Here is a 24,954-nt window from a genome sequence, read left to right on the forward strand (position 1 = left end):
AAACCTCAATAATGGCCAATTATTGAGGTTTTTTACTTAAGAAACTGAAACAGGAATTCTATGGCAGGCTTAAAACGAATTATTCTTATCGACACTCATCTTCCGGGTGTCGTTGAACTCAAGCTTGATGGACACACAAATATTTGTGGTACCAATGCGTCAGGTAAAACAACGCTTCAACGACTTATTCCCGTTTTTTACGGTGAGTATCCAAGTCGTGTTGTCCCTGCGACACGAGACAGCTTCGAGCGCTGGTACCTGCCTCGCCTTTCTAGTTTTATTATTTACGAATACGCCCGTGCAGACGGCGATTTATGCCAAGCGGTGTTAAGTTCAAATGGCACCGGAGTGAACTATCGTCTCATCGGTAAGCCCTTTGAAATAAGTGACTATCTGATTGAACAAAAGAGCGGTAAACATGCGAGTGTCAGCAGCGCTGAATTAGCGCGAGCGATGAAGCGCAACAACGTGATGGTAACGAGTTTACTTAACACTAAAGATTTTCGCGCAATTATCCAAAACGACCACGGCGTGCTGAATCAAAGTAATACTGCACGTGAAGTGCTCGGCTACGCCAAACTGTTTAGTTTGTGCGAGTCATCTAAGCATATGCGTCATATCGAAAAACTTGCCAAAGCGGTGCATTCTAAAGAAGGAAAAATGGAAACGATCAAGGCAATGATCGCAGCCATATTAGAAGAAGATGGCGTCACACCGCCTACCTCAGGATTAAGCCGCAACCGCGTAGATGATTGGATTAAAGAATGCCACCTAATTAAGCAGTTCGATAAAATAAGGCCAGAGTTTTCGAGGCTAGAACAAGCGGACATGGCCTTAAGCAACACCGAACTTCAGCTGGCAACGCTTAAGCATACCTTTGAACTGGATAAAACGTATCTATCTGCTCGCGTAGAAACTACAAAAAACGAGCTCGATGAAAATAACTTTCAACGCAAGCAAACCGACAGTGAATGGGGCGATAATCGCGACCATCTCAATCAAGTCATATCATCTGCACGTGCTGACGTGGAAAAATATACGATTGAGCTTGAAAATGTTGAAGGTGAATTTGATAAGTGGCAAGAAGAGGACATCGAGCAACTTAAAGAAGACGTGGGCAATCTACCTCAGTGGTATAGCAAGAAAGAGCTTAGTGTAAGCCGCTATGCGCTGCTTACTGAAAAGCACCAGGACATAGAGTCGGCTTACAACAAGCGGTTAGCCGAACTCGGTGAAAACCTCTCCGCTACTCTAGATGAACTTTCTCAGGCGAGACAAGAAGCTGCAGAGCACAAGTCTTTACAACAGCAAAATGAGCGTGAGGCGCTGGCGAAAATTAGCAACGACTACAGCGAGCAGTTAAATACGCTACAGAGCGATTTTTCAAGCAATGTTAACGAACTTAAAGTATACGAAGCAGAGTTAAAAGCGTCTCTGAGTAATGCTGGGTACAACGAGTTTGAACAATCTCAGCTGGATATTTTAGATGCAGCAATTAAAGAAGCGTCGATTAATGAAGATACTGCACGAGCGGAGCTTCGCCAGTCCCAGCAAACACACACAAAAGCCTGTGAATATCGTAAAACCTGCTCTCAAGCATTAGATAAAGCACGCGCTTCGTTTCAGCAGGAAGAAAAGTCGGTTAATAAAATTAATGGCTTGCTGTATCCAGGCGAAGGGTCTTTGCTCGAATTTTTAAGAGCGAATGTGGACGACTGGGAAGTATCCTTAGGTAAAGTGATTCGCCCAGAATTGTTGGACCGCACTGATTTAGCGCCCCACATGGAAGAACAAGCCGATACGTTCATGGGAGTGAAGTTAGCGCTTAATGAGCTAGATACACCGGATTATGCTTCTACAGAACAAGCATTAAAACAGCAGCTTAAAGATGCTGAGATTCGCCAAGCAGCTGCATTGGCAGCGCAAAACGAATGTGAGCAGCGATTGGCCAAGGCCAACGAAGATGTGCGCAACACAGAGTTATCACTTACACAAAAAGACAATGTGGTTAAAAGTGCCGAAGCTAGCCGAAAGCGTGCTCAACAAGACAGAGATACGGTGCTTAGTGAGTACCAGCAAACCTTGTCAGAGAGAAAGCAGAAGGCGAAAGCAAAGCTCGAGGCTAATCAACAAAGCCAAAAACAAGTAAAAGCGCAATTTGAACAAAGCCGAGACGAAATCAACGACCAGCAAAGAGAAGCTGAGACGGAACATAAGTTTCATTGGCAGCAGCTGATTTCAGATACAGACGCTCGATTATCTCAACTAGACAGCGACATGCGTAAAGCTAGAGAGAGCGCAGCTCAAGATCGCAAAGATATGCAGCACTGGTTAGAGAGTGAATTGAATAATCGAGGTGTTGATGTTGACGAAATTGGCCAGCTTAAAAAGTTGATCAATCAGTTAAAAGAAGATATTGCGCGCACAGAAACTCACCGTCACAAAGTCGCAGACTACGAGCGCTGGTATACCAATGTGTTCACTAAACAAAAAGTGGTGTGGCAAGAAGGGTTGTCTAAAGCTCGCAAATCATTAGGTGAGTCTGAGCGCAGCCTTGCAAGCAAGCAAAGTGCGTATAAAACGAAAAGAGAGCAGTTAAAAGAGCAGCACACACAGCTAGAAAGCACGCTTAAAACCACCACCGAGCACCTTGAGCAAGTTAAAAACTTGAGCAAGTCGTTGGCTAAGCTCACGCTGCAAGCTAGCGATGATACTGCTGAGATTAAGCACGACGAAGTGAGTATTGGCCAGCGCATATCAGAAGTGCAAAGTCAGCTGCAAGAGCGTGACAATCTACTCAGTGATATTCGCGCTTATGTGGAACGATTTGATCAGCTTATTGCGGCGCAGGCCGGCACAGGGCTCTCTGATACGTGGGAACGCGCAAGAGAAGAATGCGCCACAATTAACGCGCATGGCGTCAAAAGTTTTGATCATCGACGCATGGTGTCTCATTTATCACAGCTGCTCAATGTTATTGTGCCTCAAAAGCTGCAAGGGCTCAGAGAGCAGGGCAGGATCTTTGGTGCCGATTTATCTCAGTACTACTTTGTATTGGCAGATATCGATAAGCGCATCGTATCTCAAAGTCGTCGAATTACCCAAGAGGTGGATGGTGAGCTGTTCCTTGATGGTGTGTCAGACTCCGCTGTTAAAATCCGTTCTCGTATCAGTGAACTTGAATTTTGGCCAGAGCTTGAGCAATTCAGAAAGCATTATGAATTCTGGATGGAAGAAGGGGCAAATGAACTGCCTGAAGAAGAGTATGGCCAAAGCATGCGCAGAGTCCTTGATATTCTAGGGCGAGCCGCACTCACAGGTGGTATCAGCAAATTACTCGATATTGAGCTGCATCTGCGGGAAGGAAATAGCGACCTGGTTATTCGAACCGATCGCCAGCTTAATGAGTCGTCCAGTCACGGAATGGCTTATCTTATTTTATGTAAGTTCTTATTGGCATTTACTCGCTTATTGCGTCAAGACGCGGGTGCAACTGTGCATTGGCCTATTGATGAGCTCGGTACGCTACACCAAAGCAACGTGAAAAAGATATTTGATGCGTGTCAGAACAACAACATCAGCGTAGTGGGCGCATTCCCTAATCCAGAGTCAGAAGTACTCACGCTGTTTGAGAATCGGTACCTTATCGACAAAGTGACACGCCAGTTACAAGTGGTTCAACCAAAAGCGAGCAGCATAGCAGCGCGTATAAAAGCCAAAAAGCACAGTGATGCAGTAACACAGGAGCCGTCGTTATGATGACAGAACAAGGTCGCGTGTTAAGCGCATTGTTGCAAGGGACTTTTATTTGCCAAGTTACTGATGAGGAAGCGTGGCGCTTTCTTAAAAGTCGTGACAACGCGGCAAAGCTAGAACCGCATTTAACGCTGCTCAATCGCACTCTCTCAACCACAGCAGAAGGCGAAGTATTTTTTGCCAGCTATTCCACTATTGGTGAGCAAGAGCGCAAAGTGCTTACGCAGCAGTTCCAAGATACGGCGTCTAACCTAGTGCCTCTCATCGAGTGGCTGTTACTAGTTCAGCAGGCCAATGAATCTGATATGCCCATTACTATGGGCAGCGCTATTCGACTCAATGAATTGCAAGGTAGCATTGAAGATACGCCCGCCTACGGCGAGCAATTAGAGAAGATATCTCGTTACCGAATGTTTGGCTCTACCAGCGTTAACGTGGACGGCCAGCTTAAGCAGGTGTTTAAGCGCCTCACTGAGCTAGGCTATTTAATTAAGCCAAACCCAGATAAACAAATTTATTTGGGTACAGGAAAAATTGAACACCTTTATGAAACTTTACGCTTTATTGATGAAACTGAAGCATTGAGCCTGTCTGAGCAAGCGGAGGCTGCGGTATCTCAAGGTAACCTGATATGAGCCAGGTATTACTTCAAGCCGGAACTAAGCTGCTCAATGCATTAGGTCGCCACAGCGACCTGATCATGAAAGCGTATATTAACGGCTCTGTAAAAGAGCAGGATCACAGCAGCAAAGTACTTGAGCAACTTGTTCAACTAGGCGTACTGTGGCGCCCAGAAGCGCAAAGTGAACTGCGTTTAAAAAGTGCTGTACGCACTCTTTTAGAGGGCAGTTTACAAGACGAGAGAAATCGTACGATAAATGCCAACGTTGGGGCATCACTCGCGAGTTTAAAAACCCTGACTGAACACTATAAAGAAGCACTCCATTACAATAAATTCAACGAAGCCGCCGCGCACATGAGCGATCTGACAGAGCACGTTTATCAGCTGTCGGAAACGCTGAGTAATAGTGTAAGAGTAATGTTTAGTCGAATTAATAATGAATTTGGCTATGTCTCTTCGGTAGACGCGAAAATTCGAGAGAATGAGTTAGCACAACAACAAGTTACCGACTTACTTGCGCAACTTGAATGCTTTCGGTTCGATGAGCTCAGTGAAATTGCGGGGTCGAATCGTGAGCTTAGGCATCTGCTGGTGGTATCGCTACAGCAGCGATTTTCGAAAGCCGCCCAAGAGCTCTCGGTTGTGCAAGCACGACTTCTTGATTTACTGGGCCGATTTAGAGAATTTCAAGGCCGAACCCGGCTTCTTAAAGGCTTTCTGTTGCATATGGAGCAACAGCCTGATTTTGCTCCAGGCAATTACGCAAACCTGACCAATGTCCCTGTATTATTTAATCACAGTGCTGCCACAATTTCTCAGGCGGCCGCAGACGTGAACAACGTGGAGCATGAGAGTGATTACCATGACATGGTGGCAACGCTTACGCATATCCACAAAAAACGCGGAACCCAAGATGACGGCAAGCCCGCCGATATTGATGTTACCGAACAAACTACGCTGTCTCTTGAAAAAGAGCCTTTGCAAAAAGCCGTTGAAGCTTATTTTTGTGATGTTATTGACTCTGGGCAAGCAAAGACAGCTTTAGATTATTACGAGCAGCAGCAGCTCGAGTTTGACCCTGAAGTATGGCTTTACCAAGTGATTGGTGGTTATCAGGCGTTAGATGATGAAGAGAAGCAGTTTTTTGCTTTAGAGCCTCACGGCATGAACGATAAGATTTACACCGGTAATTTTTATATTAGTGATATCACATTAGGCTTGCGCTAAACCCTAAAAATATTTGATGGCAAGCGCTTGATATTACTCAGCGGCGTCTCTATTTTAAAAAAATATTTACAAAAAGTTCACGTAGTGAGCTATATAATTTAAGTGGACGTAATCATGCTGTCATCACAGTGTTGTAGCTTTGTACACAGTGATAGCAGCGCCCACGTTAGCTCGGTCAGTGCGACCATATGATGTTCTAAATTATATTTCTACAGGACGTAGAATCGTTGTGGTGCTGGTGCGTACAGTACGAAGAGGAAGATGTTATGCAATTATCAGAACAACAAAGTTTTAACCAAGCCCTTATCCAACTATCTGTTTTGCTTTATCAAGTAGATGGTGTAGTGACATTATCAGAGCAAGACTACCTCAGTGACATTGTGGATACACTTTCATGGGAAAGCCCAATTTGCCCAGAAGCCTTCCTCAATGACACAATTTATCAAACACGAAAGGCCATAGATACGGGAGACGCAGTCTCTTACATGCGCAGCTTGAAAAATGCGCTTTCCTTCGACGCTGATAAAACCCTTGAAGTGGCAATGGCCATAACTGGGGTAGATGGAGAGCGAAGCGAAGCTGAAACCGAGCTTCTTTCACTACTTACTCATAAAGTGCTCGCTAAAGCCCTTGTCTCGGGTAGTGAGACCGTTCAGTAGAAGTGAATCTATACATAAATCGTATCGCTGTGTATTAAAGGCACAGCGGTACAACAACCCCTCCTTTTATGGTGCTTATGCCTCAACATGTTAGCGAAAATAAAATAGGGCAGAGCCTATCAGCATTGGTACTGTTTCCGCTGCTTACGAGCTGTCATTCTTTCGACGATGCTCAAAGCGACGCCAGCTTTAATGCCAGCACTCAACCGTTCCCCACTCAGGTTGCTCCTTTTGATAATTATAAAGAGCAAGTCTTAAACTATTTGAGCGCCAATCGCAGCTTTGTTGGAACAGACAAAAGCGCTGAAATTGCTATGAATATGCCATTTGAGTGCGGGATTTCAGTTAATGATAAAGGCCTGTTTCTCGTACATGGTTTAGGCGACTCTCCGTACTTTTTTAGAGAGCTAGCCGCCACCTTGTGTGAAAAAGGGTTGAGAGTGCGCGTAATGTTATTACCTGGGCATGGTTCAAAGCCTGGCGACATGCTTTCGGTGAGTTACGAGCAATGGCAAGTAGAGACAGATTTTCAGCTTGAACAATTTGCCTCTACGGTTGAGCAGCTTTATGTGGGTGGGTTTTCAACAGGGGCTAACCTCACCACCATTAGCGCCTTTGATAGAAATGATATTAACGGGATGATTCACTTTTCCCCAGCGTTTAAATCTCGTTTTTTCGTATCTAAACTAGCTCCTTATATTGATACGCTTTACCCTTGGCCGAATGTGGAAGCTGAAGACAATCCAAGTCGCTACAATTCTACCGCCATGCCCGGTTTCGCGGCTTACCAAGAAAGCGTGAATGCACTAGCGCGCAGGTTTGATAATGGCAATGGGAATAAAACGTCATTAGATGTTCCCGTGCTAATGGTATTGGCAGAAAAAGACAGTGTTGTAGATACACAACATGTTGCTCAACGCTTTAAAGAAAACTTTACCAATGATAAAAAGTGTCTACTTTGGCAGGGCGAGGAAGCCCCAGACGTATTTATTGATAATCCATCGATGTCTGGGCAGCTGCTTATGCAATCAATGAATTTGCCAGAGGAGCGTATAAGCGCCGCATCGCATATGAGTTCGTTGTTTTCTGCTAGAAACTCGCTGTACGGCACGCAAAGCACATTTAAAATTTGTGATAACGGCCAAGGGAGTGAATCAGAAGCGCGCTGTAAAGAAGGTAAAGCAGGTGAAGACTTATGGTATGGCCCTTGGGGCTATGACGATGAGGATGCCAACCGTGTTTACGCAAGGCTAACCTACAACCCTTACTTTGATGCGATGATAGATAAAATAGTGGCATTTACAAGCGATGAGTCTGCGGGTGATTTTTGCACTCTCTAGAATTTTTGCATTGCCTTTGTTTATCAACACTTCGTTTGTATTGAGTTTTCAGTACACTGCCTAACACCATCCATGGTTGTTGAGCATGGTGTATATTTTGTGCGCTTGATGCATACCCCTGTGCCAATAATCGTATCAGGCTCAAAGTTACCACCTGTTTCTCCCGACCCAGTACCACCACCATTGAATATCGTCTCTTGCGCAATACTTTCAATATTTTTGAGTAAGCAATTCGATACTGCGGATTGCGTCAGATCAACTGGGTGCCCACCACCACCCATGAAAGTAGACAATGGAAAACCATCTACTCTTGATGCTGCTTTATCTAACTCGAATCTAAAGTCCAACTCTCTCTCACCAGATGCGCTTGCATTCCCAACAAATAAGACTTTATAAATGAGTTTGTTATCAGTGCCGCCATATGATTTTTTTACAAAGGAGTCTAAGTTGTTATATTCCCAAGAAATATCGGCACCGCCTGCATCAGCCGATATTTGAACCCCAGCACCGTTAAATCTTACTTCTTCATATACATCGTTCCAGCCTCTTGTGACTATTGTTCGAGCTAAGTTCTTTGTTAGCTCTCGCAGTACATCTTTTTCTGCTGTAGGTTTAAAAATAACGGATGGGTGGTTATTACACGAATTGTCAGCATTAGTGCTATAAGTGTTAGTTTTGTGAGACGGAGAATATCGACTGGATGATAGGTTTTGAGCCGAATTAGAGAACCCATTTATTGCATCACGAAACTCTTTATCTATCTCATAGAATGCTCGAAGGGCAGCTGATTCATTTGCATTGATGCTTTTGTTTTTTACAGTAACTTTTACTGCGTCTGTATATTGGTTGTGATTTGTAGCTTCAATCTCAAACTTGAATGCCTGTGAACTAATAGGGTTAGCCACAATGACAATATTTAATGTCGTGTTGCATTGAAATGTATCATCGAACGTGGGCATACCATTTGACCCTGAAGTACAAGCTATCGGCTTGAACCTCTTTTGGGCTATGTTATACGCGTCGTCGTAATCGCACGTGTCGCAAGAGTACGTTTTTGTCAGTTGGCCAGCAAAAACTTGACTCGATAATAGCCAAACTAGTGATAACAGTATTCTTTTATTGATAACCATTTCCTTATAGGTTTTTACATTTAACAATCATCTGATTAACATTTGGCAATCGTATGATTAACATTGAAGTTATCATGTTTTGCAGATGTTCCGCAAACACTGCGACCACATGACTATAAGATTAACCCTGATGAACTGAAATTTTGTTTTTAAATAAACGAATATAGTGTCTAGGGTTTGTAATGCACATGATTTTTAAAATATTTATCACCATCAAAACAAAAAGGCCGCTCTTCAAGAACGACCTTTCAATTAGCTAAACTTATTTTACTGTTTTATGCTTTTGGGAGTTACGTATGTGGCTGAGCTTCTTCTAATTCCCTTTCAAGCTGGTCACTAGCATCAGCTCTAGGCTTAGTAAATCGGGCTAGAGCAAGATACAGCACAGGAGTGAGGTATAGCGTGAAAACAACCGCAATACCTAGGCCGCCAAATACCACCCAACCAATAGCATTTCTTGCTTCCGCACCAGCGCCAGTGGATAGAATTAATGGAAGCCCACCTAAAATGGTAGACACCAATGTCATCATAATAGGTCTTAAACGTACCGTGCCTGCTTCCACAATAGCATCGTAAACAGAATACCCTTTATCCCGAAGCTGGTCGGCAAACTCAATAAGTAATATGGCGTTTTTCGCCAAAAGGCCAATGAGCATGACTAAGCCAATCTGTGAGTAAACGTTTATTGAAGTACTGGTTAAGAACAATGCATAAACCGCCGCTGCAATACCAAAGGGAACAGTCAGCATGACTACTACTGCACTGTTAACACTCTCAAACTGTGCAGCCAATACCAATAGCACAATAACAAATGCCAGTACGTAGGTAAGTGCGACTTGCTTAGACGTTTCTTCAAAAGTTTGTGCTTCACCTAAAAAGATAAGGCCAATACCATCTGGCAATGTATCTTGAGAAATAGCACGTATTTCTTCAACCACATCACTCAGCGCCTTATCTTCAGGCAGCTCAACTTCAAGCTCAATGGCTCTACGTTGGGCCTGACGCTCCAATTCTGCTGCTACGCCTTCTTCGCTAATGTAGGCCACGCTCGATAGTGGAACTAGGTTGCCATCAGTACTCTTCACGTAGAGGTTAGTCAGATCTGAAGGCGCCATCGTATTTCTATTGCTGGTTTGAAGCATGATGGGAATAGACTGATCGCCTACGTTCAAATCGGCAATGTCATCGCCATTTACCGCGGCGCGTAGTGCACTAGAAATGTCATTTAACGGCACACCAAGCTCTTCAGCACGTCGTCTGTCGATATTCACACGCAGTTGTGGCTGAGTAGGGTCATAACTCACCCGTGGACGGCCTAAATAGGGTAGCTTAGTTTCTATTTCAGTGGCAAAAGTCTGCGCTGCCTGATAAATATTTTCATACGTATCACCGGTTAACGCCATTTCCAAACCGCCGCCTTGTCCGCGAAGATTCAAACTATTTCCGCCAAATGCGTTTCCAGGTGCGCCAGGAATAGCCTGCAGGCCTGGGCGAATTTCATTGACCACATCTTGTAGCGACATATCGCGGTCGTCCCAATGCTTCAGGGGCGCGGTAATAAAGACAATGTTCGGATCCCATTGCCCAACCACGGTGTACATAGAATCTATTGTGCCTTTTTCCACATAAGGAAGCAGCATCTCTTCCATCTTCTCGGCTTGTCTATCCATAAAGTTAAGACCGGCACCGTCAGGACCACGAGCAAAAATGCGTATCGTTCCACGGTCTTCACTAGGCAGTAGTTCATTATCGATATTACCCGATAATATGTAGGCGCCACCGCCGGCTGCTAGACTTAATACACCAACAACCCAACCATATTTTAGCGCTTTTAATAGCGATGATTGATACAGCGAAAGACACGCGTTACCAAATCGGCCAAAGGTGGCGTTAAAAAAGCTTTTGCCGTTTTCTTTTGGCTTTTTGACTGCAAGACGGGCAGTTAGCGCAGGCACCAGTGAAAGGGCAACGAACGAGGAAATGATCACTGCGCCGGCTAATACACCGCCAAATTCTCTAAAGAGTTTACCTGCCGTAGATGGCAAAAACGCAATGGGGATAAATACAGATGCAAGTACTGCGGTTGTTGCCACTACCGCAAAAAACACTTCTCGTGTACCAATCACCGCAGCTGCCCTTGCGCCAAGGCCCATGCTGCGACGGCGCTGAATATTCTCTGACACAACAATAGCGTCATCCACAATCATACCGGTGGCAAGCACAAGCGCTAGCAAGGTCAAAATATTAATGGAAAAGCCCATTGCCCAGATTATTGCAAGCGCACCTGCTAAAGACACTGGAATGGATAGGGCGGGGACGAGCGTTGCGCGCCACGAGCCAATAAAGACAAGTAACGTAACTATCACTAGCGCCACAGTGAGGCTAAGTGAAATAACCACTTCTTTCACCGAGTCACGGATAAATTCGGCGTCGTCTGCGGTGACCACAATATCCATATCAGTAAAGCGTTTGTCTAGTTCACCCACCATTTCAAGCACTTCATCAGAGATTTCAATGGTGTTAGAGCTGGCTTGACGAATAACCCCCAAGCCAATAACCGGCATGCCGTCTAATCGCACCATACTGGTTGAATCTGCTGGGCCAAAATATACGCTTGCTACATCGTTAACCCGTATGTCGCCTGATATAACGATATCGCCAACATCTTGGGCTGATACGGATGTGGCGTCAGCTCGAACAATAAGAGCCTGTTCAGATGATTGAATACTGCCGGCGGGTACATCAAACGGAGCTAAAACAAGCGCGTCGGACACGTCTCTCATCGACAGTCCAAAGCTGGTTAATCGCAGTGGATCGACTGACACTCTAAGCACGCGCTCCCTTTCACCGCGCATGTTAACGTCAGCAACCCCTGGAATACTTAAAAATAAGGGGGCGACATCGGTATTTACTCGTTCGGTGAGTGTTTCCATATCAAGTGTTTTACTCGATATAGCTAAGCTCACAACAGCTTGAGCGTCGTTGTCAGCGCGAATAATGGCAACCTGTTCAACATCTTCAGGAAGCTGTCGCTGTACGCGGCTTACTGACTCACGGGTTTCGTTCGCGGCGTCCTCTAGGTTAACACCAGGGCGGAACTCAACACGAATACGGGCCGAGTTTTCTTCGCTTTGCGCTGAAATGTTTTTTACACCACTTACCCGCGCTACCGCACCTTCAAGGCGACTGGTTACTTCTGCGTCAACCGTTTCAGGTGATGCACCAGGGAATGTCGCTGTAACTGTTACTCGCGGCGTATCTACATCAGGAAGTTCGCGAACCTCAAGACCGCTTAACGCTGCAAACCCAGCAATAGCGATGAGCAAATTTAAAACAACAATAAGTACTGGACGTCTTATCGCTAGCGATGGAAGGTCGTTTGCCTGTGAAGAAAGTTGTTTATCACTCACCGGCTGGCCCCCCGGCTATTTCGGTAGTGATAGATTGGCCAGTTCTCAGGCGCTGTACACCCTCAGCAATAAGTGTGTCACCATTAGTGATATCACCCGATACCAATATTATGCCACGAAGACGTTGATGAACACTTACGTCTAATTTTTGTGCTTTGCCATCTACCGCAAGCCAAATGTAAGCACCAGTGGCACCCCATAATAAAGCTGATTCTGGAACTGCGGCAAATCGGTCGCCCTCAATGGAAAGATTAACTCGAAAACTCATGCCTGGTCTGAATTGATCAGATGAATTGTCCAAAAGAGCTCGTGCTCGTAGTGTTCTGTCGGTTTCATTGATACGCGAATCTACCTGCGCAATCTCTGCTTTCACGCTTTTTTCTTTATCACTCCACGGCTCCAAGGTAACCTGCGGACCATCTAGCAATACTGCTAGGGCTGCTTCGGGGGCCTTAAAGTTAACAAACAGCTTGCTACGATTGTCCAGCGTGGTGATCATCGTCTGCTCATTAATACGGTCGCCCACTTCCACGTCGGTAAAGCCAACAACGCCGTCAAAGGGCGCAACAATACGACGGTCTTCTAAATCTGTCTTTGCATCTTCTAACGCGACTTCTGCTAAATCACGCTGTGTCTTGGCAAGGTCAAGTTCATTTACCGGGATTGCCCCTTTTTTGTAACTCGATGCAAGACGTTCGACGGTACGCTGGGCGTCAGCTAGGGTAAGTTCAGCGCGCTTTAATGCAGTTTTTTGTCTGCGGTCGTCAAGGCGAACAAGTACTTTTCCTTCCTCGACATTTTGACCGGGCACAAAATTAATCTCAGTAACCTCGTCGGCTACAGCGGAATAAAGCACGATAGACTGCACTGCTTCAGCGCTACCTACCGCCTCAACCTTGCGAGTCTCGTTCATGAATTCGATAGGTTTTGTTACAACCAACTTGGCTTGTCGGTCACCCATGTATTGACCGTGTGCGAACGGCATAAACAAAAATAAAGAAAAAAGACCAATCCATGTCTTCATTGTGCGAACCACTGACTTGTTCATTTTGTAACCCATTAGTTATAAGTTTTTTGTCTTTTAATTAGACTTTTGGCTAGTGCAAATTTATACCGTATAGCACCATAGGCGGTTCAGCTAAGCAATTGCAGTTCAGCGTATTCCCTATACAGGGTATCGCTTTTCATCAAAGAGGCATGATCCCCGGTGGCCACTATGCTTCCTTTATCCATTACAACAATGCGGTCGGCGTGTTGAACCGTTGCTAGTCGATGAGCAATCACAATGCTGGTTTTCCCTTCCATTAAGCGGTTAATTGCCTGTTGAACCATTCGCTCACTCATGGCATCGAGGGCACTGGTTGCCTCATCAAGCAGTAAAATAGGTCGGTCGGCTAAAATAGCCCTAGCAATGGCAATACGTTGTTTTTGCCCACCTGATAATTTAATTCCGCGTTCACCAAGCTGGGTGTCGTATCGGTTATCAAGGGCATCAATAAATTCATGGGCGAAAGCGAGCTTTGCCGCTTTAACCACATCCTCATCAGTGGCTTCGGGTTTTCCATAGCGGATGTTGTCCATCACAGAGCGGGCAAATACCACGGGCTCTTGGGTTACTACGGCTATTTGATCACGTAATTGTGCTAATGGCAGGTTGTTGATGTTGGTTTCGTTAAATACAACGCTGCCTGATGAAGGCTCATAAAAACGCATAAGAAGCTGAAATAATGTCGTTTTGCCTGCGCCGCTAGGGCCAACCAGCGCCAGTTTTTCTCCAGCGCGGATATTGAGGTTGAGGTTAGTAAACAGTGCTTTACTACTTGGGTAGCTAAAACTGACGCTGTTGATGTTTATAGCAGGGGATGCGTTTTCCGCTAATGTGACAACCGTTTCTTCATTGTCTGTATTACTTGAAGGGGGCTGAATATCTGATTCAGCTTGGATAAGTTGATAAAGACGCTCGCTGGCGCCCACGCCGCGCTGCACTTCTCCTATAACTTCACTTATTGTAGCGACGCTGCCACCAGCCATTACTGCATAGAACAAAAAGGCGGATAGTTCACCGACGGACATTTGCCCTTCTAGCACTTGGCGTGCGCCAACCCATGCGATAAAAATAATCGCCGTCATGCTTAAACACATTATGCAGCCAATAAGCAGCGAACGATAATGTATTCGGTGTTCAGCGGCACCCATGGCAGCCTCTACTCTTGAGGCAAAATGAGAGCGTTCTTTATTTTCTGCCGTATAAGCCTGCACTGTCATGATTTCATGAAGACTCTCATCTATGTGTGAGCCTAGGTCTGCCACTTTGTCTTGACTAATTTTGGCAAACTTCCTGACTTGTGGAGCAAGTACTTTAATAGGCACTAATACCGCAGGTACTGCCACAATAACGCACAGCGTTAACAAGGGGCTCGATATACCCATTAGAATCAGAGCACCAATGAATGTAATCACAGAACGCAGAGTCATTGACAGGCTCATACCAACGACGGTCTGGATAACCGTGGTATCACTGGTAAATCGAGAGATAACCTCACCGGTTCTCAATTCGGCAAAAAACGACGGGGGCAATGACAGCAAATGAGAATAAACCTGGTTTCTTATATCCGCGCTTACTCTCTCACCTAGCCATGTCATTAAATAGAAACGAGCATAGGTAGCAATACAGGCTACCAAGGTTATACCTAGTACAACAACGGTTGCCTGATTCAGCGTATCAGAAGCGTTGTCCACAAACCCGTTGTCGATAGCATATTTGATCCCTTGGCCAAGCATTAGCCAAGCAACAGCGGCCGTGAGCAAGGCGACAACTGCACCCGCTACTCTTTTTTTGTAATGGCTTAAGTGAGAGCCAATCCAATGCAAAACCTGTTTAGTGGACACTTCATCAAGTGGAGTCGTCAAAATAGCCTCTTTTTAAAAAACTTCGGGGGGTTGTTCACGTTGCTCTGCAGTCGCAACATGCGGCGCAGTAGAATTAAGTATACGTGTTAATGGCCCCAGTTGATTTGCACATGCGACTACATTTGCAGTAAATCAGTTGGATGGGAATTGGCCCCTAGGGCGTGTTGAACTTTGCTGTACGTTTTTGCAGCGGTCTGTGAGCTATTTATCCTGCGTTAAATGGTTTCGATTTAGCCCACTAGACCTTCAACCATTCGCCTTGTCTAAATAGCTCACAGACCGCTGTCCGAAGGGGGCGTTATGGAAGCATTTTACTCTTTGTCGCCGCTTTTAGGAACAAAGTACTTGTTTGCTGCTGTCAGCGTTGTCTCAGGTTTGCTTACATGTTGAATGTAACCCGCGCTAAAACAATCTTGGGTGTGGAAGGTGTTTAGTTTATGCTACAAAAAACAAATAAGGTTGCAGACACTTCTGTGTTAAACCTTTCACTTATGGAGCACCCTGGTGAATTTTATTGAGCCACTATTTCAAAAAGTCCAGCGAATGTGGGTGGGGTTTGTAGAGCTACTTCCGCTACTTGCAATTGCACTCGTGGTTCTCATCATCACATGGCTGATGGCTCGAATTCTCACTGCTGTCCTAAAGCGGTCTTTAAAAAACTCGAAAATCCGCCGTTCATTGTGCGAATTATTCGCCAGTCTTATAAAGGTAACGGTATGGACGGTGGGCTTTCTCATTGCCATTACTATTATATTTCCTAGTCTCACCCCAGCGAAGTTACTTACCGTATTAGGGTTGGGCTCTGTAGCAGTAGGCCTCGCGTTTAAAGATATTTTCGAGAATTTTTTTGCGGGAATATTGATTATGCTACGCAAACCCATGCGTATCGGAGATTTCGTTGAATGCGAGAGCATTAAAGGGAAAGTTGAAAAAATAACGGTTCGAGAAACCTATCTTCGCAAAACGGATGATCAGCTCATCATCGTTCCCAATAGCTTTCTGTTTAAAAACCCGGTCTATGTGCTCACTGACCTGTCACTTCGTCGCTTTGACCTTGTTGTTGGCGTTGCCTATGGTGAAGATGTCGACACTGCCCGTGAAGTTATTCGTAGCGCATTAGAAGGGCTCGACGATATAAATCAACAGCAAGGTGTTGAAGTTTACGCCCGTGAATTCAATTCATCGTCTCTCGATTTCACCGTTCGCTGGTGGGCAAACTCACGACCTATCGATATGCATAAAAGTAGGGATATCGTTGTAACAGCAATTAAGAAAGCGTTAGACGAAGCAGGTATTGAAATTCCATTCCCTTATCGCACGCTTACGTTTAAAGAGCCGCTGCCGCTTAGCAATCACAATGATAATGAACCTGTATGATGGCAGCAGATGCTATTACTCACCTATTTAATCGCTTATATTAAATAGGTGAGTTGACTGTTTCACCTAACCGTAAGGATGCTAAAAGATGACACCAAAGATGAATAGAAAAATAAAAAAGGTGGCTAGCCTAACAATCGCTACAAGTTTTTTGTGCGCAATTAGCTATACCAGTATGGCCGATACCGCAACTGAGAAAAAAATCACGCAGTACATTGACCAATCTCTTGAGCAGTCAAAGACAACGTTAGAAAAGACGGTGAACATCAATAGTGGCACAATGAATTTTGACGGTGTTAAAAAAGTTGGCGCTATTTATCGGTCTGAATTTGATGCAATGGGCTTTGACACCCAGTGGGTTGATGGCGCCGAGTTTAATCGAGCAGGGCACTTGGTAGCCAGCTACGGTAATACAGGGCCGAAAATACTGATGATTGGTCATTTAGACACGGTATTTGCAAAAGATGATGCATTTCAGACTTACCGCCCTGTAGACGAGACTCATATTGCTGGCCCTGGTATTACCGATATGAAGGGTGGGGATGTGATAATTATTGCCGCCTTGCAGGCGCTCAAAGCACTCGACCTGCTAGATAAAGTGAGCATAAAAGTAGTGATGACTGGCGATGAAGAAAGTAGTGGGCGTCCACTTTCATTATCGAAAAAAGCGCTAATTGATGCAGCTGTTTGGGCAGACATCGCATTGGGTTTTGAAGATGCTGATGGCGATATTAAAACCGCAGTAGTTGCTCGGAGGGGGTCAATAGGATGGCAGTTAGATGTGGCGGGTAAACCTGCTCATTCTTCTCAAATATTTACCGACAGCATAGGTTATGGGGCTATTTTTGAAACTGCGCGTATCTTAAACACATTTCGAGAAGAACTAGCCGGTGTTGGCAACATCACCTTTAATCCAGGGTTAATTGCGGGAGGAACCGAAGTAGAGGTTAAGGCCGAAAATTCTATTGTTCAAGGCTTTGGAAAAACAAATGTGGTAGCCAAAGAGGTGACTGTAAAAGGTGGAATTCGCACACTGACCCAAGATGAGCTCACTAAAGCAAAGCGTGTGATGCAAGACATAGTGACTAACAATTTAGCGCACACGTCGGCAACGCTTACCTTCGCTGAAGGGTATCCACCAATGGCGCCAACCGAACAAAATTACGCTCTTTTAAAAATGTATAGCGACGTGAGTGAGTCGTTAGGCTACGGACCGATTGCGCCAGTAAACCCGCGCAATGCAGGGGCGGCTGATATTTCATTTGCCGCAGACCATGTCGACATGGCTATAGATGGCCTCGGATTGATGGGAGATGGCGGCCACACGAAAGATGAAGTTGCCGACATGTCTACATTTGCTCAAAACATTCACAAGGCAGCTGTGCTCATATATCGATTAAGCGAACAAGGCCCCCCAAAACACGTCACCCCAAAACAAGGCCCCCCAAAACAAGGCACCCCAAAATAGGTCGTGCATCTTGTTCAAAAGTGAGTGTAGACCTTTAGTGCACCACATTACTTAACGTGTAAGTTTGACCCAAAATTCAAGCGGGCCGCAAGACCGGCATTACAGGCCCGCTAAATCCCATTTATCCCGCATTATTACTTGCATTCGAACACCACATCCGTATAATTCGCCAGCCTTCTATCAGGCGCTTACTTTTTGCGCGTGATAAGAGGGTTTAAGTTAACGGTAACGCTACAACGAGTTCGAGGCATTTTATGGTTACTATTCGTTTACAGCGTGGTGGCGCGAAAAAGCGTCCATTTTATCAACTAGTGGTTGCTGATAGCAGCCGTGCAAGAAACGGTCGTTTCATTGAAAACATCGGTTTCTTCAACCCAACTGCACAAGGTCAAGCGGAACGTCTTCGCATCGATCTTGAACGTGTAGATTACTGGGTTGGCGTAGGCGCGGGCTTATCAGATCGCGTATCTAGCTTGGTAAAAGAAGCGAAAAAATCTGCAGCGTAAGCTGTTTTAACTGGTGAGTATAGATGAGTCTAGCGTCTGACAAAGTGATTGTTGGCAAAATTGGAGCGCCTTACGGCGTTAAAGGTTGGGTCAAAATCAACAGCTATACAGAAAAGCCAGAGGGCATTTTCGAGTACACGCCTTGGTTTCTTGGTGAAGAAAAAGAATGTTCGATTGATCAATGGCGAACGCACGGCAAAAGCCTAGTTGCAAAGATTGAGGGTGTAGAGAACCGAGATGATGCTGAACGCGTCAAAAACTTGGATATTTACATTAACGCTTCGCAACTTCCCGACTTGGGCGACGATGGCATTTACTGGCGAGAGCTCACCGGCATGAAAGTGGTAACTACGCAAGGTTACGACTTAGGTGTGGTGAAAGAGGTATTTAACACAGGTGCTAACGACGTTATTCACGTTAAAGCTAATGTAGGCGATGCCTTTGGTCAAAAAGAAAGACTTGTGCCTTTTGTATTCGACGAAGTCGTACACGAGGTAGATAAGGAAGCGAAGGTCATTAAAGTTGACTGGGACCCGGGGTTTTAAGTGACACCGGAAAAGTGGTTCGGAGTTATTAGCCTTTTTCCAGATATGTTTTCCCCATTTACCCAACAGGGTGTAATAGGTAGGGCAGTTAAATCTGGTAAGTTATCGGTTGATACCTTCAACCCCCGTGACTTTACTCATGATCGCCATCGTACAGTAGACGATCGCCCCTACGGAGGCGGACCCGGCATGCTTATGATGGTAAAACCGCTAACTGACGCAATACACGCTGCCAAGAATATTGGCGGTGAAAACAGTAAGGTGATCTACTTATCACCCCAAGGAAAACCCCTTGATCAGGCTGGCGTTAAACGCTTGGCCAGTATCGAACGCACAATTTTAATTTGCGGTCGATACGAAGGAATCGACGAACGCGTAATCGAAAGCCACGTAGATGAAGAAGTCTCCATTGGTGATTATGTGTTAAGCGGTGGAGAACTTCCGGCGATGGTCTTAATGGACGCAGTTGCCCGATTGGTTCCCGGCGTGCTAGGGCATAAAGCCTCAGCAGTAGAAGATTCCTTCACAGACGGTCTTTTGGATTGCCCGCACTATACGCGGCCAGAAGTACTAGAAGGTCAAAAGGTGCCCGAGGTGTTATTAAGTGGTGATCACGAAAAAATTAGGCAGTGGCGACTGATGCAGTCTTTAGGTAGAACTATGCAACGTCGCCCTGATTTGTTAAATCACCTAGCTCTGACTGAGGAGCAGATGCGTTTGCTTGAATTATTCCAAGCGCAGCTGCGGCGAGATGACAGTTAACTAGGACGAGAGGATATGATGAGCAAAGTCAGTCAAGATATCATCAAAAAAATTGAGCAAGCACAGCTTAAAACTGATGTACCTGAATTTGGTCCAGGTGACACAGTAATTGTTAAAGTTCGCGTTACCGAAGGTGACAAAGAGCGTCTTCAGGCTTATGAAGGTGTTGTTATCGCTAAGCGTAACCGTGGTCTGCACTCGTCTTTTACCGTACGTAAGATTTCTAGCGGCGAAGGCGTTGAGCGTGTGTTCCAAACACACAGCCCGCAAATCGCTTCTGTTGAAGTTAAACGTCGCGGTGCGGTTCGTCGTGCTAAGCTTTATTATCTACGTGAGCGTTCAGGTAAATCTGCACGTATCAAAGAGAAGCTTAACTAAGATTATTAATTCTTGCGTTATTGTTAACTTCGAAAAAACCCGCCTTGTGCGGGTTTTTTTGTGGCCATTAAAAATTAAGATGTGAGTTTTAGGTTTGACAAGCGGGTAGCCGAGTTATAGCTTCAATATATGGTTAGTTAATTTTTGAAGCACTGAACCATTGTTTAATTTATCAATAAATAGTCTGTATCACTGTTTCGCGAAACCTAGCGTGGTCCTTCGGTTAGGTAAAAGAAGGCACAAAGCATGTTTAGCCATGTTGTTGCTGTTCGCAAATACTTCCCTTTTAAGTGCAACCAACGACATATCCCCAAGCGTTGTCACTGCCTACACCTATCATCTAAAACCTCCTTACATCATCGACGAAAAATTGAAGTCAGGTTTGTATTTCGATTTGCTCTCATTGATAAGTGACGATGAAATCGAATACAGACTCGCCTACATGCCCAGAAAAAGAATAAATAAACTGCTTGAGCGGGGTAATCTAGAGGGCGTCATTTTAGGTGTGAGTCCCCATTGGTTCTCAGACAGTCAGCAAAGTAAATACCTATGGACGTCAGCGTTTATAGAAGACAGGGACGAAATTATATCCCACGTTGATACGCCGTTTGAGTTTCGTATCGATACGCTAAGTGATAAAACCATGGCTGGTGTGAGAGGGTTATTTTATGTTGGGCTTAACAAAGCAGTGGTAAGTGGACGGTTGGAGCGATTTGATACTGAGTCTGCAGAGCAAATAATCGATATGGTCTATCATCAAAGAGTCGATTTTGGTGTAGTTAGTAGAAGCACCTTAGAGTATCTACATGAAAAAACCAAATATATAGATTCGCTTCATATCTCAACTATCCCTCATGAGAGCTATTTAAGACACGTGCTAGTGCCAAAACACTTAAGCCCCGTTGCAGCGCATGTAAATAGAAGGCTAGGCACTCAACTGAAAACCGAGGCATGGCAAAAAATGATGAGTCACTACTCATTGAGTAAAAGAAAGTCCTTGAGTATAGGAAGGTCATTGAGTAAAGGAAAGTCCTTGAGCATGGCAGAGTCGTTGAGTATAAATGAATCACAGAGCTTGGCGGAATCATTGAGCATAAATGAATAATCTACCATGTCTGAAACAGAAACTTACTTTAAAGGACAACACGACCTAAATGCGGTGGAGAAAAGTCACAGCGCCTTTCCCCAGCCACTCTTATTTATTTTGTCATAAGCGATAGCGATTCAATAAGGGGTTTGTTTTCGGTGTCTATGGTATGAACAATATGTTTGTGCAACCGTTTTTTGTGTTCACCGAAAATACCACGCTTTTTATCAAATGTTTTTGCGTATTCCACTGCCCCAAGCATTAACGCCTCTTGGCTGTCATAGGCTTTTTCTATGACATGGTCTTGCTCGAGTTCTAGACCAGACACTCGTCGACCCGACAGTTTCATCTCATTAAAACGGTAATAAGGCATGGCCTTTTTTACAAACTCAATCATGCCGGGTAAAAAGGGGATAGATAAATCAACTTCGGGAAAACAAAAGAACCCTTTGTCTGAACGCATAAAACGAAAGTCACATGCACAAGCAAGAATGGCTCCATTGCCAAAAGCATGACCGTTAATGGCGGCGATCACAGGTAGGGGAAACAACAGTAAGGTTTTAAATACGTCATCCATACTATGCATAAACGCTTTAATTTCATCAAACTGCTGCGCCTTCATTGCAGGCATTAACCAATCGGTATCTATACCTAAACTAAAGCATTTTTCATCATTTGATGTGATGACCAGTGCTTTACAGGAGGTGTTCTCGATAACGCGCTGTAAGCTTTTTAACATGTCCTGAGCATAGGCGGGATTGTGTCGGTTCTCACCATTTTGCATCAATAGAATGGCCACATCACCATCATACGTTAACGCTATATTTTCCATTCGTAGTCTCTTTTACTTTATTGTTTACCATATTCTTCTATAAATATAAGCAAATGAAAAATTTAACCTAATGATATTTACTCATTGATGCACGCAAACCACTGCAGTCTTATTGTAAATTTGCACAACGGGACGCTGGGCAACCACCACGCATAAGAGCGAGCTCACGTTACGGGCTCACGTTACGGGCTCATTTTACGAGCACGAAATACTAGCAAGACGGTTGCCGGTCTGCGGTAGGTGCTAATGAAATGGACGGGTCCCAAATACGCTGCCAAATAGACTGCATGTCGCTTAAGTCGGGCCGTTCACTGAATTTTTCAAATGAACCCACCTCAACGCCTGAATCCGTTTGTTCGGCAACCTTAAAGTTAAACGCATAGGCACATTCTACTCCCATTCTTAAGTCTGAGAGAATGATGTCATCATTTTGTAATCGCACAGAATATAACCCCTTGGTAAACCATTGTAAGCGTTTTATGCCCCATTCAGATTGCACGGGAATAAGTAATTTAGGGGCGGTAGGGTAGGCGTCAATACTGACATCCTCTACCGCATCAAAAACAGAGGTATAGATTTCATAATACTTGTCTTCAGCGACTACCACGATACGCCACAACAGTGTTGTGAGCGGCGCAGGTGTACTCATGTAGTGCTGTGACTGAATACCTTGTTTGGCTAACGCCGATTCAACGTTGTTATCAATAATAAGTTTGCCAATAAGTGACCAACCTAAATAGATGCAACTTACAAGTAAACCGAATGCATTGGCTCGCGCTTTTGTTATGTTTTGAATCTTGGGCAATAACACCATGATTAAGCCAACAAGCAACGGAACAGTGACAAATGGGTCGATAATGAAAATATTCGATATGGCAAAAGGATATTCGGTTATAGGCCACAACAACTGAGTACCATAAACCGTAAAGCTATCCAAAACCGCATGAGTAGACAAACACAGAAACACCAACCAAAACCAACGATGTTTGAATCTTGATGTGTCTTTGTGAATGTGTGTGAGTAACCACACAATTAAGGGGCTGATAAGCAAGTGGACTAACAGCGAGTGGCTAAATCCGCGGTGGTAGGTAAATGCTTCAACAGCACCCTCGTAGGGTAAAAAAACATCTAAGTCCGGAACGGTGCCAAGTATTGCGCCCCATAAAGCGGCCTTTCTACCCACTTTGTTTCCAAGTACCGCATAACCAACTGCGCCACCTAATGCCGCTTGTGTGAGAGAGTCCATATAGCCCACTTAATTTCTAATTTTATACTCATACGACATGAGCCCCTCATCAGGCCAATTTTCTTATAAAGCAGCCAGATCTTTTCGAGTAAGTATCACATTTGGAGCAAGTCTCACATTTTCAATAGCGTTAGGTTTTTATCTTCTTAGCCTGGGCATCTTTGTTTATTGTAACCGCAATATCACCGTTTAACTTAACTAACACATCAGTGCCCTATCAGCCTATATCACTGACATACTAATCTCATACCACAGAAAACCCGTAAGCTCACAGTTGGTTGATTTATACTCGCCGTGGGTAATAAAACACCAGTTTGACCCTTCATTCGCATCCCATCTAACCTAGATCAAAGTATTATGCGTTATTGCTTGCTTCCTTAGTGGTTAATTGTTAAAAAGTCAACGACGTTAAAGAAATATAGAAAAAGCTGGTTGTACAATAAGGTTTACATGCAGGTTGCATACTCTTTTGGCGTTTAATATTTTTTTTCATTTTTTAGTTAAGAGAGCTTTCCATGATAAAGGACACTGTTAATAATGTTCACGTAAGTGCAGAAGATGTGCTTATTACTCCCGATGCGTTAAGTGCTGAACTGCCTGTTTCAGACAAAGCGTTAGCGGCTATCTCAGATTCACGCCAAATTATTTCAGATATTATCCATCGACGTGATCATCGTATGCTTGTGGTATGCGGCCCTTGCTCTATCCATGATGTTGAAGCGGCTAAAGAGTATGCGTTGAAGCTAAAAGAGCTTCACGAATCATGCAAAGACACGCTATTTATTGTGATGCGGGTTTATTTTGAAAAGCCTCGCACTACGACAGGCTGGAAAGGTTTAATTAACGACCCACATATCGATGGCACGTTCGATATTGAAACTGGCTTACGCAAAGCCCGAGAACTTCTAATTTGGTTAGCAGAATTAGAGCTGCCGGTTGCAACCGAAGCACTCGATCCTATAAGCCCTCAGTACCTTGCTGAACTATTTAGCTGGTCAGCCATTGGTGCACGTACTTCAGAGTCGCAAACTCACCGTGAAATGGCGAGTGGCTTATCCATGCCAGTGGGCTTTAAAAACGGTACAGACGGCGGTTTAGGCATTGCTATTAATGCACTCAAATCAGCTGCATCTGGGCATCGTTTCATGGGTATTAATAAGCAAGGCCAGGTAAGTATCATTGGCACTAGCGGAAACCCGGATGGTCATATTATTCTTCGCGGCGGTAAGCAGCCTAATTACGACTCTGTTTGCGTTTCTGAGTGTGAACTTGAGATGCAAGATGCGAATCTTACGGCAGGTTTAGTGGTTGATTGCAGCCACGCCAACTCTTCAAAAGATTACCGTCGTCAGCCTTTAGTGGCGCAAAATGTGGTCAATCAAATTTTGGAAGGTAATCAATCTATTATCGGCATTATGCTTGAGAGTCACTTAAAGCCTGGCAATCAAAAAGCAGAAGGTAAGAAGTACGAGGAGTTAGACTACGGTGTTTCAATTACCGATGGCTGTATTGATTGGGAAAGCACTGAAAACCTCATATCTCAAACCAGAGATAAATTGATAACTGTGCTACCCTTACGTCAAAATAAGCGCACAGTAGCATAACGAATTACTAGGGCGTGTTGATCTTTGCTGTACATTTTTGCAGCGGTCTGTGAGCTATTTAGACAAGGCGAATGGTTGAAGGTCTAGCGGGCTAA

General features: G+C 44.6%; 19 protein-coding genes. 13 read left to right on the forward strand and 6 right to left on the reverse strand.

Annotated features, from left to right (window positions below; all coding sequences use genetic code 11):
• Window positions 1-60 precede the first annotated feature (60 nt).
• The 5 genes from JV36_RS0108800 (at window position 61) to JV36_RS0108820 (ending at window position 7,604) form a co-directional block, all read left to right on the forward strand.
• Entirely contained in the window at window positions 61-3,759 is a 3,699-nt protein-coding gene (locus tag JV36_RS0108800; RefSeq protein ID WP_032094539.1) for an ATP-binding protein, read from the forward strand.
• Window positions 3,756-4,391, forward strand: a complete 636-nt coding sequence (locus JV36_RS0108805) for a hypothetical protein (protein WP_032094540.1) — start codon at window positions 3,756-3,758, stop codon at window positions 4,389-4,391. Before JV36_RS0108800 ends, JV36_RS0108805 begins: the two co-directional genes overlap by 4 nt.
• Entirely contained in the window at window positions 4,388-5,605 is a 1,218-nt protein-coding gene (locus JV36_RS0108810) for a hypothetical protein (RefSeq protein ID WP_032094541.1), read from the forward strand. The genes JV36_RS0108805 and JV36_RS0108810 overlap by 4 nt, the downstream gene beginning before the upstream one ends.
• 266 nt (window positions 5,606-5,871) lie before the next feature.
• The gene (locus JV36_RS0108815) at window positions 5,872-6,264 is read left to right on the forward strand and encodes a TerB family tellurite resistance protein (protein ID WP_032094542.1); all 393 of its coding nucleotides are present in this window, start codon (window positions 5,872-5,874) and stop codon (window positions 6,262-6,264) included.
• A 77-nt stretch (window positions 6,265-6,341) separates the two neighbouring features.
• On the forward strand, window positions 6,342-7,604 hold the full coding sequence (locus tag JV36_RS0108820; RefSeq protein ID WP_081926585.1) for an alpha/beta hydrolase: 1,263 nt from the start codon (window positions 6,342-6,344) through the stop codon (window positions 7,602-7,604).
• Window positions 7,605-7,627: 23 nt separating this feature from the next.
• On the opposite strand, the gene JV36_RS0108825 is transcribed toward JV36_RS0108820, so the two are convergent.
• From JV36_RS0108825 to JV36_RS0108840, 4 genes are all read right to left on the reverse strand, one after another.
• Window positions 7,628-8,563: a hypothetical protein gene (locus tag JV36_RS0108825; protein WP_152561497.1), complete on the reverse strand. Its 936-nt coding sequence runs from the start codon at window positions 8,561-8,563 to the stop codon at window positions 7,628-7,630.
• 461 nt (window positions 8,564-9,024) lie between these two features.
• Window positions 9,025-12,144, reverse strand: a complete 3,120-nt coding sequence (locus JV36_RS0108830) for an efflux RND transporter permease subunit (RefSeq protein WP_032094544.1) — start codon at window positions 12,142-12,144, stop codon at window positions 9,025-9,027.
• On the reverse strand, window positions 12,137-13,192 hold the full coding sequence (locus tag JV36_RS0108835; RefSeq protein ID WP_032094602.1) for an efflux RND transporter periplasmic adaptor subunit: 1,056 nt from the start codon (window positions 13,190-13,192) through the stop codon (window positions 12,137-12,139). The genes JV36_RS0108830 and JV36_RS0108835 overlap by 8 nt, the downstream gene beginning before the upstream one ends.
• A gap of 86 nt (window positions 13,193-13,278) precedes the next feature.
• Complete coding sequence (locus tag JV36_RS0108840) at window positions 13,279-15,054, reverse strand: ABC transporter transmembrane domain-containing protein (RefSeq protein WP_052010018.1); 1,776 nt, start codon at window positions 15,052-15,054, stop codon at window positions 13,279-13,281.
• A 504-nt stretch (window positions 15,055-15,558) separates the two neighbouring features.
• On the opposite strand from JV36_RS0108840, the gene JV36_RS0108845 reads away from it, so the two are divergent.
• From JV36_RS0108845 to JV36_RS0108875, 7 genes are all read left to right on the forward strand, one after another.
• Window positions 15,559-16,431 (forward strand): mechanosensitive ion channel family protein, encoded by an 873-nt coding sequence (locus JV36_RS0108845; RefSeq protein ID WP_152561498.1) that lies wholly within the window; start codon window positions 15,559-15,561, stop codon window positions 16,429-16,431.
• 88 nt (window positions 16,432-16,519) lie between these two features.
• Window positions 16,520-17,899, forward strand: coding sequence for a M20/M25/M40 family metallo-hydrolase (locus JV36_RS0108850; protein WP_235207803.1), 1,380 nt, complete (start codon window positions 16,520-16,522; stop codon window positions 17,897-17,899).
• Window positions 17,900-18,153: 254 nt separating this feature from the next.
• Window positions 18,154-18,405, forward strand: a complete 252-nt coding sequence (rpsP, locus tag JV36_RS0108855; protein WP_032094545.1) for a 30S ribosomal protein S16 — start codon at window positions 18,154-18,156, stop codon at window positions 18,403-18,405.
• A gap of 23 nt (window positions 18,406-18,428) precedes the next feature.
• On the forward strand, window positions 18,429-18,950 hold the full coding sequence (rimM, locus tag JV36_RS0108860; protein WP_032094546.1) for a ribosome maturation factor RimM: 522 nt from the start codon (window positions 18,429-18,431) through the stop codon (window positions 18,948-18,950).
• Between the two features lie 45 nt (window positions 18,951-18,995).
• Window positions 18,996-19,712 carry a tRNA (guanosine(37)-N1)-methyltransferase TrmD gene (trmD, locus tag JV36_RS0108865; RefSeq protein WP_052010028.1) on the forward strand — a complete coding sequence of 239 codons (717 nt, stop codon included), beginning with the start codon at window positions 18,996-18,998 and terminating at the stop codon, window positions 19,710-19,712.
• 18 nt (window positions 19,713-19,730) lie between these two features.
• Complete coding sequence (rplS, locus tag JV36_RS0108870) at window positions 19,731-20,090, forward strand: 50S ribosomal protein L19 (RefSeq protein WP_032094606.1); 360 nt, start codon at window positions 19,731-19,733, stop codon at window positions 20,088-20,090.
• A gap of 256 nt (window positions 20,091-20,346) precedes the next feature.
• A complete protein-coding gene (locus tag JV36_RS0108875) occupies window positions 20,347-21,195 on the forward strand; it encodes a hypothetical protein (RefSeq protein ID WP_032094548.1) in 849 nt (282 codons plus the stop codon).
• A gap of 94 nt (window positions 21,196-21,289) precedes the next feature.
• Here JV36_RS0108875 and JV36_RS0108880 read toward each other — a convergent pair whose 3' ends face one another.
• Together JV36_RS0108880 and JV36_RS0108885 are read right to left on the reverse strand one after the other, a co-directional pair.
• Complete coding sequence (locus JV36_RS0108880) at window positions 21,290-22,009, reverse strand: enoyl-CoA hydratase/isomerase family protein (RefSeq protein WP_032094549.1); 720 nt, start codon at window positions 22,007-22,009, stop codon at window positions 21,290-21,292.
• A gap of 211 nt (window positions 22,010-22,220) precedes the next feature.
• Window positions 22,221-23,255, reverse strand: coding sequence for a metal-dependent hydrolase (locus JV36_RS0108885; RefSeq protein ID WP_032094550.1), 1,035 nt, complete (start codon window positions 23,253-23,255; stop codon window positions 22,221-22,223).
• Window positions 23,256-23,770: 515 nt separating this feature from the next.
• On the opposite strand from JV36_RS0108885, the gene JV36_RS0108890 reads away from it, so the two are divergent.
• Window positions 23,771-24,859 (forward strand): 3-deoxy-7-phosphoheptulonate synthase, encoded by a 1,089-nt coding sequence (locus JV36_RS0108890; RefSeq protein WP_032094551.1) that lies wholly within the window; start codon window positions 23,771-23,773, stop codon window positions 24,857-24,859.
• Window positions 24,860-24,954: the final 95 nt, after the last annotated feature.

This window comes from Alteromonas sp. LOR (assembly GCF_000753865.1).
In the GTDB taxonomy this organism is placed as follows: domain Bacteria; phylum Pseudomonadota; class Gammaproteobacteria; order Enterobacterales; family Alteromonadaceae; genus Alteromonas.

Coding starts and splice junctions, on each gene's coding strand:
- rimM (WP_032094546.1), top strand. CDS start 18,429: ATGAGTCTAGCGTCTGACAAAGTGATTGTTGGCAAAATTGGAGCGCCT.
- rpsP (WP_032094545.1), top strand. CDS start 18,154: ATGGTTACTATTCGTTTACAGCGTGGTGGCGCGAAAAAGCGTCCATTT.
- JV36_RS0108825 (WP_152561497.1), bottom strand. CDS start 8,563: ATGCCCACGTTCGATGATACATTTCAATGCAACACGACATTAAATATT.
- JV36_RS0108880 (WP_032094549.1), bottom strand. CDS start 22,009: ATGGAAAATATAGCGTTAACGTATGATGGTGATGTGGCCATTCTATTG.
- JV36_RS0108835 (WP_032094602.1), bottom strand. CDS start 13,192: ATGAACAAGTCAGTGGTTCGCACAATGAAGACATGGATTGGTCTTTTT.
- trmD (WP_052010028.1), top strand. CDS start 18,996: ATGTTTTCCCCATTTACCCAACAGGGTGTAATAGGTAGGGCAGTTAAA.
- JV36_RS0108875 (WP_032094548.1), top strand. CDS start 20,347: ATGTTGTTGCTGTTCGCAAATACTTCCCTTTTAAGTGCAACCAACGAC.
- JV36_RS0108820 (WP_081926585.1), top strand. CDS start 6,342: ATGCCTCAACATGTTAGCGAAAATAAAATAGGGCAGAGCCTATCAGCA.
- JV36_RS0108800 (WP_032094539.1), top strand. CDS start 61: ATGGCAGGCTTAAAACGAATTATTCTTATCGACACTCATCTTCCGGGT.
- JV36_RS0108850 (WP_235207803.1), top strand. CDS start 16,520: ATGACACCAAAGATGAATAGAAAAATAAAAAAGGTGGCTAGCCTAACA.
- JV36_RS0108890 (WP_032094551.1), top strand. CDS start 23,771: ATGATAAAGGACACTGTTAATAATGTTCACGTAAGTGCAGAAGATGTG.
- rplS (WP_032094606.1), top strand. CDS start 19,731: ATGAGCAAAGTCAGTCAAGATATCATCAAAAAAATTGAGCAAGCACAG.
- JV36_RS0108885 (WP_032094550.1), bottom strand. CDS start 23,255: ATGGACTCTCTCACACAAGCGGCATTAGGTGGCGCAGTTGGTTATGCG.
- JV36_RS0108805 (WP_032094540.1), top strand. CDS start 3,756: ATGATGACAGAACAAGGTCGCGTGTTAAGCGCATTGTTGCAAGGGACT.
- JV36_RS0108815 (WP_032094542.1), top strand. CDS start 5,872: ATGCAATTATCAGAACAACAAAGTTTTAACCAAGCCCTTATCCAACTA.
- JV36_RS0108810 (WP_032094541.1), top strand. CDS start 4,388: ATGAGCCAGGTATTACTTCAAGCCGGAACTAAGCTGCTCAATGCATTA.